The sequence below is a fragment of the Rhizobium sp. 10N427 genome (assembly GCF_056394605.1).
In genome coordinates, this window is the sequence record NZ_JBFTID010000012.1 from 103,244 (window position 1) to 121,725 (window position 18,482).

Below are 18,482 nucleotides of genomic sequence, written 5' to 3' on the forward strand. Positions count from 1 at the left end.
ATGTCCGGCTTGAAACTCGCCGAAGGGTCGATCGCTAACCTTGCCCGCTATGGACTGATCGCGGCTCTGGTTGGGGTCTTCGCGCTGTTCTCGATCCTCGCGCCGGCATTTCTGACCGTCGGCAACTTGCAGAGCATCCTGGTCAATAACTTCACGCTGCTGGCGATCGTCTCGATCGCCATGACATTCGCCGTCACGGCCGGAGGTATAGATCTTTCGGTCGGCACGGCGGTCGATTTCGCAAGCTTCGCCTTCGTCTCCCTCGTGCTCGCTGGCGAGCCTGTGTCGCTGGCCGCCCTTGCCGGGCTCGCCGCGGGCGCACTCGTCGGCGCTGTGAATGCGGTACTGGTTTCCGTCATCGGCGTGGCACCTTTCCTCGCCACACTCGGCACTCTGTTCATCGGCCGCAGCATCCAGCAGCTGCTGACCAACGGCGGCAATCCGGTCTATCTTCCGCCATCAGGGATCCCTGATGCGTTCCGGTTTCTCGGGCACGGGACGATCGCCAGCGTACCGGTGCCGCTGGTGATCGCCGCAGCTGTCATCGCCGCATCGGCCGCGATCCTGGCCTGGACGCGTTTCGGACGCGTAGTGCTGTCGATCGGCATCCAGCCAAGCGTGGTTCGCTATTCCGGGATCAACCTTGGCATACCCGTCGGTGCGACCTTCATCCTGGCAGGCGTGATCGCCGCGATCGCCGGCCTTGTGCTGACGGCGACGGTCACCGTCTACATCCCCTCCTCGGGCAATGCCTTTCTTCTGAATGCCATCGGCGCAACCTTCATCGGCACGACACTTTCGCCGCTCGGCCGCCCCAACATTCCCGGCACCGTCCTTGGCGTCTTGCTTCTCAGCGTCGTCGCCAACGGCCTGCTCCTGACCGGCCTCAATTTCTACTGGCAGCAGGTCGCGACAGGAACGCTGATCTTTGCGGTGCTGGCCTTCAGCTTCATCAACCGGAAAACCGCCGCGGCCTGACATCGATCGGCCGCCGCTTCAGGAACAATCGTATGACACGTGAAATCAGGCTGAACGCCTTCGATATGAATTGCGTCGGACATCAGTCGCCAGGTCTCTGGCGGCATCCACGCGACAAATCCGCCAACTACAAGGATCTCGATTACTGGGTGCATCTGGCAAAGACCCTGGAGCGCGGCAAATTCGACGGGTTGTTCATTGCTGATGTGCTCGGCGTCTACGACGTGCTGAACGGCAATGTCGATGCAGCCCTTCGCCATTCCGCACAGGTTCCGGTCAACGATCCGCTGCAGATCATTCCAACCATGGCCTACGCCACCGAGCATCTGGGTTTCGGCCTGACGGCCTCGCTGTCGTTCGAGCACCCCTATACGTTCGCCCGCCGGATCTCGACACTGGACCACCTGACGAAGGGCCGGGTCGGATGGAACATCGTCACCTCCTATCTTAACAGCGGCGCGCTGAATATCGGCCAGCCGGCGCAGACGAACCACGACGACCGTTATGATCTCGCCGATGAATATCTCGACGTCTGCTACAAGCTTTGGGAGGGGAGCTGGGAAGATGACGCCGTGGTGCGCGACCGGGATGCCGGCATTTTCACCCATCCTGAAAAGGTCCATCCGATCAATCATGCCGGCAAGCATTTCACGGTGCCCGGAATCCATCTTAGCGAACCATCGCCGCAGCGCACGCCGGTTCTCTACCAGGCGGGTGCCTCCAGCCGCGGCAAGGACTTTGCCGGTGCACACGCGGAATGCATCTTCGTTGCTGCCCCCTCCAAGCCTGTCCTGAAGCGCTATGTCGCGAATGTCCGCGAGGCGGCCGAACGCGCCGGACGCAATCCGCGCGAGATTCTCGCCTTCAACCTGCAGACCGTGATCCTCGGCGAGACAGACGCGGAGGCACAACGCAAGTTCAACGAATACCGGAAGTATGCCTCGCTCGAAGGCGCCCTTACCCTGATCTCGGGATGGACCGGCATCGATTTCGGCCAGTTCGGCCCGGACGAAGTTCTGCGCCATCGCCATACGAACGCGGTGCAGTCAGCAGTCGAGACCTTCACCACCATCGATCCGAACAAGGAGTGGACAGTGCGCGAGATGGCCGACTGGGTCGGCATCGGCGGGTTCGGTCCGGTCTTCGTCGGCTCGCCATCGACGGTCGCCGACCTGATGCAGGAATGGGTCGAGGATACCGACGTCGACGGTTTCAACCTCGCCTACGCGGTGACCCCCGAGAGCTTCGAGGATGCCGTCGATCTTCTCGTCCCCGAGCTTCAGCGGCGCGGCGTCTACAAGACCGATTACCGCAAGGGCACGCTTCGCGAAAAGCTGGGGGGCCAGGGGCCGACGCTCGTGGCCCCGCATCCGGGCGCAACCTACCGGCGGACCGGCGCGCGGCTGGCGGCGGAGTAGCGCCGGCTACCGTGACGACAAACAATTGTCGAGACTCGCTTGGGCTGCCTCGCATTGCGTAGGCGGCTCAAGCCCCAGCTGTTCTCGATGCCGCTATTCTTCGCTCGTCAGCGCGGCGCGAAGCCGCTTGACGTCCTCGTTCAGCGCTCCAATGCCTTCCATCGATAGGCCTGAACGGGCCAGCAGCGTCTCGCCGAGACAATTGCTCTGCTGCAGCAGAGCCTTTCCGGCATCCGTCAACCAGACATGGACTTGCCGTTCGTCTTCCTTGCTGCGCCGCCGCGCGACAAGGCCAGCCTGCTCCATCCGCTTGACCGGTGGCGTGACGGTGCTCGATTCCAGCGACAGCCGCTCGGCGATGGCGCCGATCGTCATGCCGTCATCCTCGCCCAGTGCATTCAGCACCAGGTACTGGGGATAGGTGATGCCCATCGCGTCGAGCATCGGCTTGTAGGTGCGGTTGATGGCGATGCTGGTGGCATAGAGCGAAAAGCAAAGCTGGTTATCGAGAGGCAGTGGCATAGGCAATCTCCAGTCGTCCTCGCTCCATATACCGCAAAAAATATTATCGCGATAATTATTTCTCTGGACAAGCGCGGAGTGAGGCGTTAGCTTTTGTTTATCGCGATAATAAATATTGCGAAACATATAATACGGAGATCCGAGATGAGCCAGTTTGACATTCAAGCAACCCGCCGCGGCGTGATGGCCGCCGGACTGGGCCTCGCCGCCGCGGCCGCCATTCCGCTTGCCCAAAACGCAGAAGCCAAGACCAAGCAATCGCCAAAGGAGAACAGTACGATGAGCAGCAATACCTTCATCACCAAGGACGGCACGCAGATCTTCTACAAGGACTGGGGCAAGGGCCAGCCGGTCGTCTTCCACCATGGATGGCCGCTGAGTGCAGACGACTGGGATGCCCAGATGCTGTTCTTCCTCGACAAGGGCTACCGTGTCATCGCCCATGACCGCCGGGGTCACGGCCGCTCCAGCCAGACGGCAACCGGCAACGATATGGACACCTATGCATCCGACGTCGCCGAACTCGCCAAGCATCTCGATCTGAAGGATGCCATCCATGTCGGCCATTCGACGGGTGGCGGTGAGGTTGCGCGCTATGTCGCCAAGCATGGCGGTGGCGGCCGCGTTGCCAAGGCGGCGCTGCTCGGCGCCGTTCCTCCGATCATGCTGAAATCGGACAAGAACCCGGGCGGCCTGCCGATCGAGGTGTTCGACGGCTTCCGCGCCGCGCTGGTCGCCAACCGCGCGCAGTTCTTCCACGATATTCCTGCCGGTCCCTTCTATGGCTTCAACCGGCCGGGCGCGAAGGTTTCCGAAGGGGTCATCGACAATTGGTGGCGCCAGGGCATGATGGGCGGCGCCAAGGCCCATTACGATTGCATTAAGGCATTCTCCGAGACCGACTTCACCGACGACCTCAAGACGATCGACGTACCCGTCCTTGTCATGCATGGCGACGACGATCAGATCGTACCGATCGCCGATTCCGCCTTGCTTTCGGCGAAGCTTCTGAAGAAGGGCGAGCTGAAGGTCTACAAGGGATTGCCGCACGGCATGGCAACCACCCATGCCGACGTTATCAACGCCGACCTCCTGGCTTTCTTCAAGGCCTGAGTTTCAGATGAAAACCGATGTGCCCGCCCTGCGGGCACATCTTCCGTCGCGCGAATGGTGCCGCTGCATGGTCTCCCAGGCAGGGCTGCACGGACGCCCTTCCCTCTCCTGTTCTCTTCGCCAGCGCCCATTTGCCGCTTTGCAGCAATATCCGTCGTTAAGCAGTTGAAAGCGTGACATTTGTCGTTAGGTTCTTAAGCCGAACCAGAATGCGCCGATTGAAAAGGACCGATAAAATGGCAGAGAAGAACCCCGCCGACAATTTTCCGGCAGGATACGAAGTCCCCAAGGTGTGGACCTGGGACAAGGGCAATGGAGGCCAGTTCGCCAATATCAACCGGCCGATTGCCGGGCCAACCCATGACAAGGTTCTACCGGTCGGCAAGCATCCGCTGCAGCTCTATTCGCTCGCCACGCCGAACGGCGTCAAAGTCACCATCATGCTTGAGGAATTGCTGGCGCTCGGCCACCAAGGCGCGGAATACGATGCCTGGCTGATCAGGATCGGTGACGGCGACCAGTTCGGCTCCGGCTTTGTCGACGTCAATCCGAACTCGAAAATCCCTGCTCTTTTCGACCATTCGACCCCCGAGCCGACCCGGGTATTCGAAAGCGGATCGATCCTGCTCTATCTGGCGAAGAAGTTCGGCGCCTTCCTTCCGGCAGATCACAAGGCCCAGACGGAGACCATGAACTGGCTCTTCTGGCAGATGGCCTCCGCGCCCTATCTCGGCGGCGGCTTCGGTCACTTCTATGCCTATGCACCGATCCACATCAAATATGCCATCGACCGCTTCTCGATGGAGGTCAAACGCCAGCTTGATGTGCTCGACCGCCAGCTCGCCGAAAACAAATACATGGCTGGCGACGAATATTCGATCGCCGACATCGCGATCTGGCCGTGGTACGGCAATCTTGCGCAGGGCAAGGCCTATGGCGAGGCCGGCGAGTTCCTCGACGTCGCAAGCTACAAGCATCTGCAGCGCTGGACGCAGGAGATCGCCGAACGCCCCGCCGTCAAGCGCGGCCGGATGGTCAACCGCGTCCATGGCGACCCGTCCGAACAGCTGCACGAGCGGCACGATGCCTCGGACTTCGAGACCAAGACCCAGGACAAGATCGCCAAGTAAACGGACGCTAGCCGCCGCAGCCCTGAAACGGGCATGCGGCGGCCGGCCAAACGTCTCGACGCTCGCGGCACCCGCTAGTGCTGCCCGAAATCAGTAGCGCCTGCGCCTCGATGACACCCGGTTTCGTGCGCGGCTACCGCCTTGTTTCCATGTGCTATCCGCCCTAACTATTTTAGCGAATTCGGAGGAAGCATGGATAAGGTATTGATGAGCAAGGCAGAGACTGGCGTCCAGGGCCTCGACGATGTGCTTGCCGGCGGGTTTACCCGCAAACATGTATTTCTGCTCGAAGGATCTCCCGGCACGGGGAAAACGACGATCGCGCTGCAGTTCCTTCTCGAGGGTGCCGCACTCGGCGAGCGTTGTCTCTACATCAGCCTCTCCGAAACCGATGAGGAGCTTCGTGATTGCGCCAGGTCGCACGGTATGGAGATCGACTCGCGGGTCGAGATTTTCGAACTCGTGCCGCCGGAAAGTCTGCTCGACGCCGACCAGCAGCAAAGCCTGCTCTATTCGTCGGACCTGGAACTTGGAGAAACGACCAAGCTGATCTTCGAGGCCTTCGAGCGGATCAAGCCTCAGCGTGTCGTCATCGACAGCCTGTCGGAAATCCGCCTGCTGGCGCAGAGTTCGCTCCGCTACCGCCGGCAGATTCTGGCGCTGAAGCACTTTTTCTCGCGATCGGATGCGACCGTCCTGCTGCTCGACGACATGACGTCCGATAGCCTCGACAAGACCGTGCACAGCGTCGTCCACGGCGTCATCCATCTTGAGCAGCTGGCGCCCAACTATGGGTCGGAGCGCCGCCGCCTCAGGGTCATCAAGTACCGCGGCCAGTCGTTCCGCGGCGGCTACCACGACTTCGTCATCAAAACCGGTGGGGTCGCAGTCTTCCCGCGCCTGCGCGCTGTCGAGCACAAGACCGGGTTCGAGCGGACCACTCTCTCCAGCGGGCTGCGCGAATTCGATCGTCTTCTGGGCGGCGGCATCGAGCGAGGATCCAGCACCTTGCTGATCGGCCCGGCTGGTACCGGCAAAAGCCTGTTTACCCTGCAATTCGTCAATGCGGCGGTGCAGCGGGGCGAGAGGGCCGCGATCTTCATTTTCGATGAAGAGCTGGGACTCCTCTTCGCACGAACAAAGTCGATGGGCATCGATCTTGAAAAGATGCGCGACGATGGGTCTATCCATATCGAGCAGCTGGATGCGGCCGAACTTTCACCGGGAGAGTTTACGCAGCGTGTCAGAGACAGGGTTGCGAGCTATGACGCAAAAACGGTCATTATCGACAGCATCAACGGCTATCAGGCCGCGATGCCGGAGGAAAACGCCCTCATTCTGCACATGCATGAGCTGCTTCAATATCTGAACCGGCAAGGCGCCAATACGTTCCTGACCGTCGCCCAGCATGGTCTTGTCGGCGACATGAAGTCGCCCGTCGATGTCACCTATCTCGCCGACAGCGTCATCCTGCTCCGGTATTTCGAGGCCTTGGGCAAGGTGCGCCGCGCGGTCTCCGTGATCAAGAAGCGAACCGGACCGCACGAGGATACCATCCGCGAATTTCGAATTTCCAATGCCGGACTGTCGCTTGGCGAACCACTTTCGGGGTTCCAGGGCGTACTACGCGGCGTCCCGAATTTTGTTGGAGAAAGACAGCCGCTCCTTCCATTGTCAGATGAGGACGGCACCGATTCCTAACAGCGATACCATCGGCCTGATCTACGCTCCAGTCGGCCGGGATTCGAAAATTGCAGCGTCGCTCCTGCAGGAGGCAGGCATCAAGGCAAGGATCGTGTTCGATCTGCCGTCCTTTGCCGCCAACCTTGGCGACGCTGTCGCCTTTGCCGTTATCACCGAGGAAGCATTTCGTTCCGCCGATCTGCGCGCCGTTTCCGCCTGGATCGAAGTGCAGCCGAGCTGGTCCGACCTTCCCTTCATCATCCTCACCAATCGCGGTGGCGGCCCCGAACGCAATCCGGCTGCCGCCCGGCTCTCGGAAGTGCTCGGAAATGTCAGCTTCGTTGAGCGCCCGTTCCATGCGACCACTTTCATCAGCGTGGCGCGTTCCGCCATGCGCGGGCGCCGGCGGCAATATGAGGCACGATCGCGGATCGAGGCTCTTGATGAGGGTGAACGCCGACTGCAGACCGCTCTTGGCGCCGGCCGGCTCGGCGCCTGGGAGCTCGATCTCACCACCAACGAGCTGACCACATCGGCGACCTGCAAAGCGATTTTCGGACGCAGCCCGGACGATGCGTTTTCGTATACCGATCTGCTCGCTATCATTCACCCAGAGGATGTCGGCCGGATGCAGACCGCCGTCCGGGCGACGATCGAAAGCGGAGCGGATTATTCGATCGAGTACCGGACAATCTGGAAAGACGGCTCGGTGCATTGGGCCGAAATCCGGGCGCAGCTCTACAAGGACCGGTGGGGCAAGGCGATCAAACTTGTCGGCGTTTCGGCTGACATTACCGACCGCCTCAAGGCGGAGGAACACCAGCGGCAGCTGAACGAGCTGCTAGAAGAGCGTGTCGCCGAGCGCACCCGCGAGCTGGAACAGGCGCACGCGGTCGTCATGGCAGAGGTGAGCCAGCGCGAGCGCGCCGAAGAACAGTTGCGGCAGGCTCAAAAGATGGAGGCGATCGGCCAGCTGACCGGCGGGGTCGCGCATGATTTCAACAATCTTCTCATGGCAGTTCTCGGCAATCTTGAACTTCTGCGCAAACATGCGGGAGACGACGCCAAGGCGCTGCGCCTGATCGATGGCGCCCAGCAGGGCGCCAGGAGAGGCGCGTCGCTGACTCAGCGTCTGCTGGCCTTTTCCAGGCGGCAGGATCTTCGCATCGACCCGGTCGATATGCGGGCGCTGGTGTTTGGCATGGAAGACCTTCTCAAGCGCTCCGTCGGCTCGACTATCGTTGTCGAAACCGTGGTGCCGGATGATCTTCCCCTCGTCTCCGCAGACGCAAACCAGGTCGAACTGGCGCTGCTCAATCTCGCCGTCAATGCCCGTGACGCTATGCCGGACGGCGGCACCATTCGTATCGAACTTAGACAATCCGAGCAGATATCCGGGACGGCAGAGCTCGCGGCTGGCAGCTATGTCATCCTTTCCGTCGCCGACCAGGGCCACGGAATGGACGAGGAGACCCTGAAAAAGGCAATCGAGCCGTTCTTCTCTACCAAGGAGCTCGGCAAGGGAACCGGTCTCGGCCTGTCGATGATCCATGGCCTTGCATCCCAGCTGAAGGGCGACCTCAAACTGACCAGCGAAGTTCGCAAGGGCACGACGGCCGAGTTGTGGATACCTGTATCGATCTCCAGCGCTGCACAGCCCGAATTGATCGTCATCCCGCCACAGGCCGCCAGCAATGCGTCAGGGCCGAAGCGGATATTGCTTGTCGATGACGACCTTCTCATCGCGATGAGCTCTGCCGACATGCTGATGGATCTCGGACATGACGTCGTCGAAGCCCATTCCGGAACGGAGGCGCTGGAATTTTTCGGTGACGGATCGGCCTTCGATCTTGTCATCACCGACTATTCCATGCCCGGCATGACCGGCGGCGATCTGGCGAGAGCTGTGCGCGCCATCGCGCCGGCCCTGCCGATCCTCATCGCGTCCGGCTACGCGGAACTTCCCCCAGGGGTCGATCTGGACGTCGCAAGGCTTGGAAAGCCCTACACACAGGACCAGCTGGCCAATGAGATCGCCAAGGTCGCCTTCAGTGCCCGCTGATCGCGCATCTGATTTGCAAGACTGACGGGGCGATTACTTCGCCGCGATCGCCGTCATTTCAACGAAGAGGTCAGGCGAAGCCAGCCTGGCCTCGACCGTTGCACGAGCCGGCGCATGTCCCACCGGCACCCACGCATCCCAAGCCGCATTCATCTCGTCAAACCCCGAAATGTCGGAGAGGTAGATGGTGACGCTGACGAGATTTTCCTTGCTGACGCCCGCCTGCGCCAGCGTATCGTCGAGGCTGGCCAGAACATCTTCGGTCTGCAGCCGCACCGGCTGGCCACGGGTGGTTTCAGCCGTATGGCCGGCGAGGAAGATCAGGTTTCCGACGACCACTGCGTCGCTCCAGCGCGCCGCCAAGCCAATTCTCTCGACCATTCAAATGCCCTTTCATGCTCGATCTCGTCTGAGCCACAGCGCTAGCGCCTGAAATACGAAAAGGCCAGCATCTTCTGGGGCGCGCGGCCTATCCCTGGAAGTTGGCATCGGTTCGCCGGTTTTGCTGAAAGTTTAAGTTGACCGTTCCCGATGTCAGGACGACATTTACAAGCGTATCAAGGCAGGAGGAGAAAACGGTGGAAGAGTTGGACCGCTGGCGCCAGATGGCAAGTGCGCCGAGAGACGGCAGCCGGATTCTGGTGACGATCCGTCCGTCCGAACAGGGATCGGCGGAAGTCGATCTCGCCTATTGGTCGAATGGCGATCAGTTTGGCGGCGAAGGCTGGCGCGCGTCGGATTCCTCGCCCGGGCAGATCATCGAATATGCCGAACCGGAATTGAAGTGCTGGATGCCGATGCCTTCCGCAAATCTCGGACGCAGCTCGATGCCGGCGCCCTGGGCGGGCGACGACCATCAGAACCTCGATGGTTCCGGCATCTAGGAAACTGGAAGTGTTGCCAGCCCGGCTTCGGGCGGGCTACGATCCGAGAATTGATTTCGCCAGATCGGCATGGTGGGTCTGAGCGACATCAGGATGAGATCGCAGGCGGCTCTTCAGCTGATTGATCCCGACTTCGCGAAAGATCGGGTTCAGCGGATCCGCGGTCACGCCACGCTCATTGCTGCGAAGCGCTTCGGGAAGCTCGATCACCGGTATCGTCGCATCGGGACGCGAGCCCAGGAAGAACGCCACGGAGAACCGCTCGACGCCACGGGGTGGTGCGACGACGTCGTGAACGTCTGCACGGACGAAACCGTTTGTCGCCAGTTCAAGGAGTTCGCCCGTGTTGATGACGAAGGTGCCGGGAACCGGCGGGGCGCTGATCCAATCACCGGCCTCTGTGCGGACGCGCAGGCCGGGCGTCTTGTCCTGGAGAAGAACGGTGACGAAGCCGCCATCCTTGTGTGCCCCGACGCCCTGATCGGTCTCGGCGACATCCCGGCCCGGATACCGGATGATCTTCAGAAGCTGCGACGGCTGCGGATCGTAGATACCGGCGAAGACATCTTCCGGCTGGTCGAGCGCAACAGCGATGGCCTTCAAAATATCGATGCCGATCCTTGTCACTTCCGCTTGATAGGCGAGAAGAAGCGGTTTCAGTTCAGGAAGGGCTTCCGGCCACTGGTTCGGGCCCTGAAGCCATTTCCATGGCGGCGTGGCGGGACCGATCTTCGCAGCCGTACCTTCGGTGTTGATGTCGAGCTGCTCGCGCCAATCCTGTTCGCCGCGCGTGCGTTCCTGCCCGGCGCGATTGTATCCTCTAAAATGCGGTGACTTGATCATCTCGATCTTCAGCTTCTCGTCCATCGGAAGCGCAAAGAACCTTTTGGACGCGGCAATGACATCGTCGATGAAAGCCTGCTCGACCCCGTGCCCGGTGAGATAGAAGAAGCCGTGATCATGAAGCACATGGCGAAGCTCTGCGACGAAAGCCTCGCGTTCCCGGCCGTGAAACCGCGAGATATCAAGCACAGGCAGCGCACTGCCGGATGGGTTGGCGTCGTTCAGGGCCGTCATGAAAGTCCTCGTATTCTGGGGCGCGTCGAAGAGCCCAGCATAGAGACGATCGAACGGACTGAAACACAGATCCGTTCAAGGTCGCGGTTCAGATTGAAAAACCGTTGCCCGCCACGACCGGACGGAAGAACAAATCACCGGAAGAGACACGCCGACACCACATATGCCCGTTGCCGATGAAAGCGCTCTATCGCAGCATCGGTGCGTCTGCCGTGACAAACAGCAGCCGCAAGGCCGCGGCGAGAAAATGGGCGAGCGCAAGAGCGGCAGCAGCGGCAGCGTTGATCACCAGCACCTGCGAAATGACGGCAATAGAAAACGCGCCTTGGCCCGATGGCAGGACGGACGTCGCTGCGAAGAGGACGCCTTCATACACCACGAAGGCAGCCAGAAACGTGCCGGCAGCCATAGCAAAGATGCCGGTCTGAAGCCTGATAACAACAAATGCCGCCAGGAGAGAGGTAGCAGCAGCCACGCCGATGGCGAGACCCCAGGCTTAGCTGTCCCAGGCCTGCGGGTAGCCGAGAATGAGATAACCCACCACCTGGTTGCCCAGCCATGCGAGCAGAACCGCATAGATCGCCATTTGCCGCGGAAGCGCCATGGCGGAAACCGCCGACAGCGCAACGAAGGGCGTGACGCATGCGAAATAGAGACTAAGGACGACGCTGGAGCCCGCTGTCATGGCAATCCAGGCTGCCGCGGCACCCGTTGAGACGGGATGCAGAGGAAGCTGACGACGTTCGGTCATGACCATGCTCCAGTTCATCGGGATCTACTGTAGCGAACTTCCAGTGAAATGCCATCCCGGCAAACTGGCGCAACACTCCCAATTGCGCGCGCCGGCAATTCTCCATGAACCTCAGGCAGCGGCTCAAGGCCATCTTCAGTCTATCGCATATTGAATGTTGTAGCGGCCGTGCACCGCCGATTGCTCGACATACGCCCGGACGCCAAAGACGCGGGCAATCAGATCTTCGTTCAAAACCTCCCATGTGGTTCCTAATGCAACCACTTTACCCTTCTGCAGCACGGCGAGGCTGTCGCAGAACATCGCTGCGAGATTGAGATCATGCATGGCAATGATGCAGGTCGTCCCGAGTTTCGACACGAGGGATAGAATTTCGAGCTGGTGCTGGATATCGAGGTGGTTTGTCGGTTCGTCGAGCAGGAGCTCGGTCGGCGTCTGAGCCAGAGCTCTCGCGATATGGACGCGCTGACGCTCCCCGCCGGAAAGTGTCTGCCATATCTGTCCGGCGCGGTGTTTCATGTCGACCCGCTCCAGGGCCATGTCGACGGCCGCATCATCTCCCGCATCCCAGGCAGAAAGCAGGCCGCGATGCGGCGTGCGCCCGAGCTGGACGACGTCACGCACGGTCAGCGGCGTATCGGTTGCCGATTGCTGCTCGACGAGAGCAACGCGCCGGGCGAGACTGGCTCTAGAGAGGATGGCGACGTCGTCCTCGCCGAGACGGATAACGCCGCTATCGACGCGGCGCAGGCGGCAGATTAGCCGCAGCAGGCTGGACTTTCCCGAGCCGTTCGGGCCCAGCAGACCAAGCACCTTACCTGGGGTCACCGATAGCGTGATGCCATCGATGATTAAGGTGTCGCCGGCCGAATAGGACACGGTATCGATGGAGATGCTCATGCACTTCTCCCGACGCGATAGAGGATGATCGCGAAAGCTGGGGCGCCGAAAAGCGCGGTGACCACACCGATCGGCAAGATCTGTTGCGTGATGATGATCCGGGAAACGATATCGGCCCCGACCATGAAGATCGCACCGCCGAGCGCCGTGGCCGGTAGGAGACGGCTGTGGGACGGGCCAACGATGAAGCGGGCGGCATGCGGGATGACGAGGCCGACAAACCCGATAGAACCGACCATGCTGACGACGGCCGCAGTCATGATCGCGGTGATGCCGAAAAGAACGATCTGCACCCGCCGCACGGCAACGCCGAGCGATGCGGCGGCATCCGAACCGAAGGCAAATGCATCGAGCGCGCGGGCGTGGAACTGGCAGGCGGCGAAGCCGGCGATCGCGATCGGCACCGACAGATAGACATCGGGCCAGCGGACGCCGCTCATCGACCCCAGGAGCCAGAACAGCACGCCGCGCGCCTGTTCCGCATTTGCGGATGTCGTGACGATATAGGAGGTGAGCGCATTGAAGAGCTGCGAGCCGGCAACCCCGCAGAGAATGATCCGTTCGCTGGAGCCCCCGGTGCCTGTCGCAAGAATGCCGACAAGCAGGAAGGCCACCACCGCACCGATAAAGGCACCACCCGACAACGAAAGAACGCCATAGCCGAGTCCGAGGATCATGACACAGACGGCCCCGGTCGAGGCGCCGGCGGAAATGCCGAGCACGTAAGGTTCGGCGAGCGGGTTGCGAAGAAGCGCCTGGAGGATGGCACCGCAGAGGGCGAGAGAAGCGCCCGCACTGGCCGCCGCCAAAGCGCGGCTGAGCCGGTAGTCCCAGATGACGCCTTCGTGGATGCGGCTGAGTTCGAACGCCGTTCCAAACAGCCGGTTCGAAACCGCCTTGGCGGTTGTCGCAACTGGGATCGCAATCTCGCCGATCGAGACGGCAAGGCTGATCATGACGCCAAGGAGGAGAACGGCGGCGGCGGTGAGCGCAACGAGCGCCCACCACCGGCGTTGCCAGGAAGCGGCAACTTTCACTGCGTAAGGCCGAAGGTCTTGATGCCGTTTGCCAGCGTTTCGATGCCGTCGATCGTGCGGATCGTCGGGTTCATCGACTGGGCGTCCATCATCACGAAATGCTTGTTCTTGACGGCCTCGAGTTCCTTGGTAACCGGATCACTCTCCAGGAAATCGATCTTTACCTTCGGATCATCGGCGGCATAGCGGCGGCGGTCCATGGTCGCGAGGACGATGACGGCAGGATTTGCCTGGGCAATCGTTTCCCAGCCGACCAACGGCCATTCCTCTTCGGTCGTGACGACATTCTTCGCGCCGACCGTCTTGAGAATATAGGCCGGAGCGCTGTTCTTGCCGGCGATGAAGGCGTCGCCCTTGACCTCTTTGCTGGAGAACCAGAAGACAACGGGCAGGTTCTTGCCCGAGGCACCCGAGATCGAGGCAACGGCTGCAGCCTCACGCTTCTTCAGATCGGCGATCAGGGCATCGCCGCGATCCTTGACGTCGAAAATTTCGGAGAGCTCCGCGATCTCCTGATAGATCAGGTCCATCGTGAACAGCTCCTTGCGAACGCCATCACCGCCATCGGCATTGATCTTGGCGACGCAGTCGGCAGGCGCGATGTAGGTATTGATGCCGAGATCGGCGAATTGCTCGCGCTTGCCGACAGAGCCTTGCGCACCGACATGCCATTCGAATTCGGCGGCGACCAGATCGGGTTCCTGACCGACGACGGCCTCGAAGCTTGGATCGTTGTCGGCGAGCCTTTTGATCTTGCTATTTGCATCGGCATATTGCGGCAGGACCGGCCCGACCCAGACGGCGGTACCGGCGACCTTGCCGGCAAGACCAAGCGAGAACAGGACTTCGGTCATCCCCTGGCCGATCGAGACGATCTTCTCAGGCGCCTTCTTGAACGTGACCTGCTGCCCGCAGTTGTTGAGGGTCAGAGGATACTGCGTGGCGGCAAGGCTTGTACCGGCGAAGCCGGTCAGGCCGAGGGCAAATGTGAGCGTGGCGATAATCTGGCGCATGGGACCTCGATTTAGGAGAAGCGGGCAGCACGACGCCGCGGAACACGGCGTGACTGCTCACGCAGCGCGGACGCGGAAAGCCCAATCGAGGCGGATGGAGGCCATGTATCGGCGAAGGGTCAGGTCAAACATGTCTGTTCCTTTCCAGGCATCCCCGCCCGGCTGATTGGATCGTGTTTGACGGCAGGTCTCCTGGCTCGCGAATATTCGCCTCTCATCTGCCTTCCCGCGATAACATCGCAGTGGCATGGCCTTGCGGCCCAAGGGAGACATCCAGCAGGCTGGTCTCCCGTGATGATCGGCAATCCGCTTACAGTTGCGGGGGCAGCCACGGTCTTGGTCCCTTTTGGGTCGTCCGCACCGTGTTCCCTATTAATCCCGTCGGAGACTTCCTCCGGGAACCGTCGGATGCAGTTACGACGCTAATATCCCGGCCGTCAAGACGCGCAGCGCGCCACCCTGGTTCGGCAATCAGGGTTCAGTACCCGCAGAACGGCCGCCAATCGCGTTTTCGCTTGTTGAATACGGCATACTTATTCCGTTATATATGAAGAAAATGGGAATATCAGAGGTAATGGCCGTTGAACGAAATCTCAAACGAGACCGTCGCAGAGAGCGGCTATCGGCAAATAAGGGCGGATATCATTTTCGGGCGGCTTTCTCCGGGGCAGAAGCTCAAGCTTGAAAATCTGAGAATCGCCTACCAAACCAGCGTCAGCACACTGAGAGAGATTCTCAACCGCCTGACATCGGAAGGCCTCGTCGTTGCCGAGGGGCAGCGCGGCTTCGAAGTCGCGCGTGTTTCGGTCGCCGACCTGAGAGAGACCGCAGCGCTGCGTCTGCTTCTCGAGGAGCACGCGCTGGAGCAGGCCTTCGAACAGGGCGATGTCGAATGGGAAGCGCGGCTGGTCTCGGCCCATTACAAGCTGGCGCGCATGGAAGAGGTGATGGCCTCGGGCGATACCAGTAGGGCGGAAGACTGGAAGCGCTACGACTGGGAGTTTCACCAGGCTCTGATCTCGGCCTGCGGATCGCGCCTGCTGATGGAAACACATTCGGCGGTGTTCGACAAATATCTGCGATATCAGATGGTGGCATTGTCCTATCGCGGCGGCGTTGCGGAAGAAGAGCACAAGCAACTGCTGGAGGCCGCTCTTCAGCGCGACATCACGACGGCGAAGAGAATATTGCAGCGGCATATTCAGCAGGGCGTCGAGCATGCGCTGAGCAAGGGTTCACTGGCGACCATTCGCCTATCGGCAGGATAATGTATTCCACGCACGATGGTGCGGGACGTAGAGGAATCAATGCTCAAAGTGACCGGTGAACATTCCGAGACTGTCAGCGACGTCGTCTCCCGGCAAATTCGTCAGGATATCATCTCCGGGACATTGGCGCCGGGTGCGAAGATCAAGCTGGAGCAGGCCAAGGAGCACTATTCGATCAGTGTGTCGTCGCTGCGCGAGATCCTGAGCCGCCTGACCACCGAAAACCTGGTGCTCGCCGAAGGCCAGCGCGGCTTCGAAGTCAGCCCCGCTTCGCTCAAGGAGTTGGAGGAACTCGCCGATCTTCGCACTGTGCTGGAGACCCATGCCATCGGCCTGTCATTTGCCGCGGGGAATCTCGAATGGGAAGGGCGCATCGTCGCCGCGCACCACAAGCTTGCGGCCGCCGAAAAGAGGCTGCTTGCCGGCGACGCCTCGCGCACGATCGACTGGGTCCGCTACGATTGGGAGTTTCATCAGGCGATCGTCTCCGCCTGTAATTCGGCGACGCTGATGGAGACGCTGTCCTCCGTCTTCGACCGTTTCCTGCGCTATCATATGCTGGCTCAGAGTTTTCGCGGCAAAGCGGTTGTCGACGATCACAGGCTCCTCTTCGAACTCGCGCTGAAGCGGGACGTCGAGGGCGCCCGCGCCGTTATCCGCCGCCACATATTGAGCGGCGTTGAACATGTGGTGAAAAGCGGCCGCATCGCCTAGCGATGGCAGTCAGAAGGCGTCCTTCGGGATGCCGTCCGGCCGCATCTGCTTCTTCAGCGCCGCAATCCGGAAGATCGCGTTCGGCGCGCCGTAGCCGCGATAGCCACGGCGCTCGACGATCTCGAAGAAGAACCCCTCCCCGTAGGTCCCGCTGTAGAGCTGGAAATACTCACCCTCGTCGTCGCGATCATAAAGGATGTTTTCTGCCTTCAGCCGTTCGCTGAGATCGGGATCGAGCCCGAAGCGGGCCTCGACGTCATCGTAGTAGTTGGGCGAGATGTGCAAGGCTTTGAAGCCCTTTTCACGCAGGGCTTTGGCGGTGGCGAAGATATCGGCTGTCGAGAAGGCCAGATGCTGGATGCCTGAGCCGAATTTCTCCGCGATGAAGTGACCGGCAAGCGTTCTGCGATTTTCAGCGCCGTTCATGGTGATGCGAAGCGATCCGCTGGCATTTTCGATGACCTGGCTGCGCACCACGCCGCCGGGATCGATGATATCGACCATCGGCGTTTTCCGGGTCTCGAAGATCGAGGTGTAGAACAGCATCCAGGTCAGCATCTCGTCGTAGGAAACGGTCTGCGCAATGTGATCGACATCGAGAAGCCCTGCATCCGCATTGCCATCGTCCTCCACCGGTTCGAAATCGATTTCGGAAAAATGGCCGAGCGGACTCTTGCCGTCGATCAGATAGATCAGCCCCCCACCGACACCGCGAATGGCTGGGATTTCCAGCTCGCCTCCGGCAACGGTCTGGCGGAAAGGCTCGGCATCCAGCGCCAGCGCCCGCCTGTAGGCCGCGTCGGCATCATCGACAACCAGTGCCATTGCGTAAGCAAAAGTGCCATGCACAGCATAGGCGGCGTTGGCGAAACCGGCCGGATCGACATTCACGAGAATGCGGATCGCGCCCTGCTGGTAAAGGCTTACCCTCTTGGAGCGATGCACGCCCGCCTTGCGGAAACCAAGCGCCTTGAGCAGGTCCTCGAGTTCGCCGGCCTCGTCCTCGTCGGTCGCGAACTCGATGAAACCGATCCCTTCGGCGGGGGCACGCGGCGGCATGGAGGCCCCGATTGCTGTCTTGGTGCTCCGGCTGACCTGGTCACCGAGATAGATCAGCGAGCGGTGGCCATCGGCCGCGATTTCGCGCGTCGAACCGCCACGGAACTGGTCGTTGAAGATCTCCAGCGAAAAATAGCCATCATAGCCGGTTGCGGCGACCGCCTCGGCAAAGGCCGAGACCGGCAGATCGCCCTCTCCCGGCATGTTGCGGAAATGACGGCTCCAATAGAGCAGATCCATGTCGATCAGCGGTGCATCGGCGAGCTGGACGATGAATATCTTTTCCGGCGGGATGGAACGGATCGAATTGACATCGATCTTGCGCGACAGCGAGTGGAAGCTGTCCAGGATCAACCCGATATTGGGATGATTGGCGCGGCGCACGATTTCCCAGGCGTCGCGATGGTCGTTGATGAAGCGGCCCCAGGCAAGTGCTTCGTAGCCGACCTTCAGCCCTCTTCGCGCCGCGCGCTCTCCGAGCTCATGGAAATCGGCGGCGGCACGGTCGATGCCGCCAAGGGCTACGGACGACACATTGGAGCAGACGAGCACGAGGTCTGTTCCGAGTTCCTGCATCACATCGAACTTGCGCTCGGCGCGATCGAATGTCCGGCCGCGCAGTGGCTCCGGCATGCCCTCGAAGTCGCGGAAAGGCTGAAACAGCGTGATCTCCAGACCGAGGTCTCTCGCCATGCGGCCGACCTCGGCAGGGCTGCTGTCATAGGCCAGAAAGTCGTTCTCAAAAATCTCCACGCCGTCGAAACCAGCCTTGGCGATGGCCTCGAGCTTTTCGGGCAACTCGCCGCTGATGCTCACGGTGGCAATCGAGGTCTTCATATCTGGAATCCTTTCATGCTGTGCCGCCGGATGGGC

Annotated in this window: 16 protein-coding genes, 1 pseudogene and 1 riboswitch; of the genes and pseudogenes, 9 read left to right on the forward strand and 8 right to left on the reverse strand. The window is 60.8% G+C overall.

Going from position 1 to position 18,482, the window contains the following annotated elements:
• Together AC1DIJ_RS22505 and AC1DIJ_RS22510 are read left to right on the forward strand one after the other, a co-directional pair.
• Complete coding sequence (locus AC1DIJ_RS22505) at positions 1-978, forward strand: ABC transporter permease (protein ID WP_112390015.1); 978 nt, start codon at positions 1-3, stop codon at positions 976-978.
• A 32-nt stretch (positions 979-1,010) separates the two neighbouring features.
• Positions 1,011-2,396, forward strand: a complete 1,386-nt coding sequence (locus tag AC1DIJ_RS22510) for an LLM class flavin-dependent oxidoreductase (RefSeq protein WP_112446062.1) — start codon at positions 1,011-1,013, stop codon at positions 2,394-2,396.
• A gap of 93 nt (positions 2,397-2,489) precedes the next feature.
• Here AC1DIJ_RS22510 and AC1DIJ_RS22515 read toward each other — a convergent pair whose 3' ends face one another.
• A complete protein-coding gene (locus AC1DIJ_RS22515; protein WP_112390017.1) occupies positions 2,490-2,918 on the reverse strand; it encodes a MarR family winged helix-turn-helix transcriptional regulator in 429 nt (142 codons plus the stop codon).
• Positions 2,919-3,197: 279 nt separating this feature from the next.
• Between AC1DIJ_RS22515 and AC1DIJ_RS22520 the strand changes: the two genes are divergently transcribed.
• From AC1DIJ_RS22520 to AC1DIJ_RS22535, 4 genes are all read left to right on the forward strand, one after another.
• A complete protein-coding gene (locus tag AC1DIJ_RS22520; RefSeq protein ID WP_310301395.1) occupies positions 3,198-4,031 on the forward strand; it encodes an alpha/beta fold hydrolase in 834 nt (277 codons plus the stop codon).
• A gap of 236 nt (positions 4,032-4,267) precedes the next feature.
• On the forward strand, positions 4,268-5,161 hold the full coding sequence (yghU, locus tag AC1DIJ_RS22525) for a glutathione-dependent disulfide-bond oxidoreductase (RefSeq protein ID WP_112390018.1): 894 nt from the start codon (positions 4,268-4,270) through the stop codon (positions 5,159-5,161).
• 192 nt (positions 5,162-5,353) lie between these two features.
• A complete protein-coding gene (locus AC1DIJ_RS22530) occupies positions 5,354-6,862 on the forward strand; it encodes an ATPase domain-containing protein (protein WP_112390019.1) in 1,509 nt (502 codons plus the stop codon).
• The gene (locus tag AC1DIJ_RS22535; RefSeq protein WP_112390020.1) at positions 6,840-8,906 is read left to right on the forward strand and encodes a hybrid sensor histidine kinase/response regulator; all 2,067 of its coding nucleotides are present in this window, start codon (positions 6,840-6,842) and stop codon (positions 8,904-8,906) included. The genes AC1DIJ_RS22530 and AC1DIJ_RS22535 overlap by 23 nt, the downstream gene beginning before the upstream one ends.
• A gap of 33 nt (positions 8,907-8,939) precedes the next feature.
• Here AC1DIJ_RS22535 and AC1DIJ_RS22540 read toward each other — a convergent pair whose 3' ends face one another.
• The gene (locus AC1DIJ_RS22540) at positions 8,940-9,287 is read right to left on the reverse strand and encodes a RidA family protein (RefSeq protein WP_112390021.1); all 348 of its coding nucleotides are present in this window, start codon (positions 9,285-9,287) and stop codon (positions 8,940-8,942) included.
• A 197-nt stretch (positions 9,288-9,484) separates the two neighbouring features.
• Here AC1DIJ_RS22540 and AC1DIJ_RS22545 point away from each other — a divergent pair, with 197 nt between their 5' ends.
• Positions 9,485-9,790 carry a hypothetical protein gene (locus tag AC1DIJ_RS22545; protein ID WP_112390022.1) on the forward strand — a complete coding sequence of 102 codons (306 nt, stop codon included), beginning with the start codon at positions 9,485-9,487 and terminating at the stop codon, positions 9,788-9,790.
• A gap of 36 nt (positions 9,791-9,826) precedes the next feature.
• On the opposite strand, the gene AC1DIJ_RS22550 is transcribed toward AC1DIJ_RS22545, so the two are convergent.
• The 5 genes and pseudogenes from AC1DIJ_RS22550 to AC1DIJ_RS22570 form a co-directional block, all read right to left on the reverse strand.
• Positions 9,827-10,867 carry an isopenicillin N synthase family dioxygenase gene (locus AC1DIJ_RS22550; RefSeq protein ID WP_112390023.1) on the reverse strand — a complete coding sequence of 347 codons (1,041 nt, stop codon included), beginning with the start codon at positions 10,865-10,867 and terminating at the stop codon, positions 9,827-9,829.
• A gap of 187 nt (positions 10,868-11,054) precedes the next feature.
• Positions 11,055-11,618: pseudogene (locus tag AC1DIJ_RS22555) on the reverse strand (hypothetical protein).
• Between the two features lie 135 nt (positions 11,619-11,753).
• Positions 11,754-12,518 carry an ABC transporter ATP-binding protein gene (locus AC1DIJ_RS22560; RefSeq protein ID WP_112390026.1) on the reverse strand — a complete coding sequence of 255 codons (765 nt, stop codon included), beginning with the start codon at positions 12,516-12,518 and terminating at the stop codon, positions 11,754-11,756.
• Complete coding sequence (locus AC1DIJ_RS22565) at positions 12,515-13,555, reverse strand: FecCD family ABC transporter permease (protein WP_310301273.1); 1,041 nt, start codon at positions 13,553-13,555, stop codon at positions 12,515-12,517. Before AC1DIJ_RS22565 ends, AC1DIJ_RS22560 begins: the two co-directional genes overlap by 4 nt.
• A complete protein-coding gene (locus tag AC1DIJ_RS22570) occupies positions 13,552-14,568 on the reverse strand; it encodes an ABC transporter substrate-binding protein (RefSeq protein ID WP_112390027.1) in 1,017 nt (338 codons plus the stop codon). The genes AC1DIJ_RS22565 and AC1DIJ_RS22570 overlap by 4 nt, the downstream gene beginning before the upstream one ends.
• A gap of 165 nt (positions 14,569-14,733) precedes the next feature.
• A riboswitch (cobalamin riboswitch) is annotated at positions 14,734-14,989 on the reverse strand.
• 160 nt (positions 14,990-15,149) lie between these two features.
• Here AC1DIJ_RS22570 and AC1DIJ_RS22575 point away from each other — a divergent pair.
• On the forward strand, positions 15,150-15,836 hold the full coding sequence (locus AC1DIJ_RS22575) for a GntR family transcriptional regulator (RefSeq protein ID WP_112390028.1): 687 nt from the start codon (positions 15,150-15,152) through the stop codon (positions 15,834-15,836).
• A gap of 39 nt (positions 15,837-15,875) precedes the next feature.
• Complete coding sequence (locus AC1DIJ_RS22580) at positions 15,876-16,550, forward strand: GntR family transcriptional regulator (RefSeq protein WP_112390029.1); 675 nt, start codon at positions 15,876-15,878, stop codon at positions 16,548-16,550.
• A gap of 9 nt (positions 16,551-16,559) precedes the next feature.
• Here AC1DIJ_RS22580 and AC1DIJ_RS22585 read toward each other — a convergent pair whose 3' ends face one another.
• Entirely contained in the window at positions 16,560-18,446 is a 1,887-nt protein-coding gene (locus tag AC1DIJ_RS22585) for a bifunctional sugar phosphate isomerase/epimerase/4-hydroxyphenylpyruvate dioxygenase family protein (protein ID WP_112390030.1), read from the reverse strand.
• Positions 18,447-18,482: the final 36 nt, after the last annotated feature.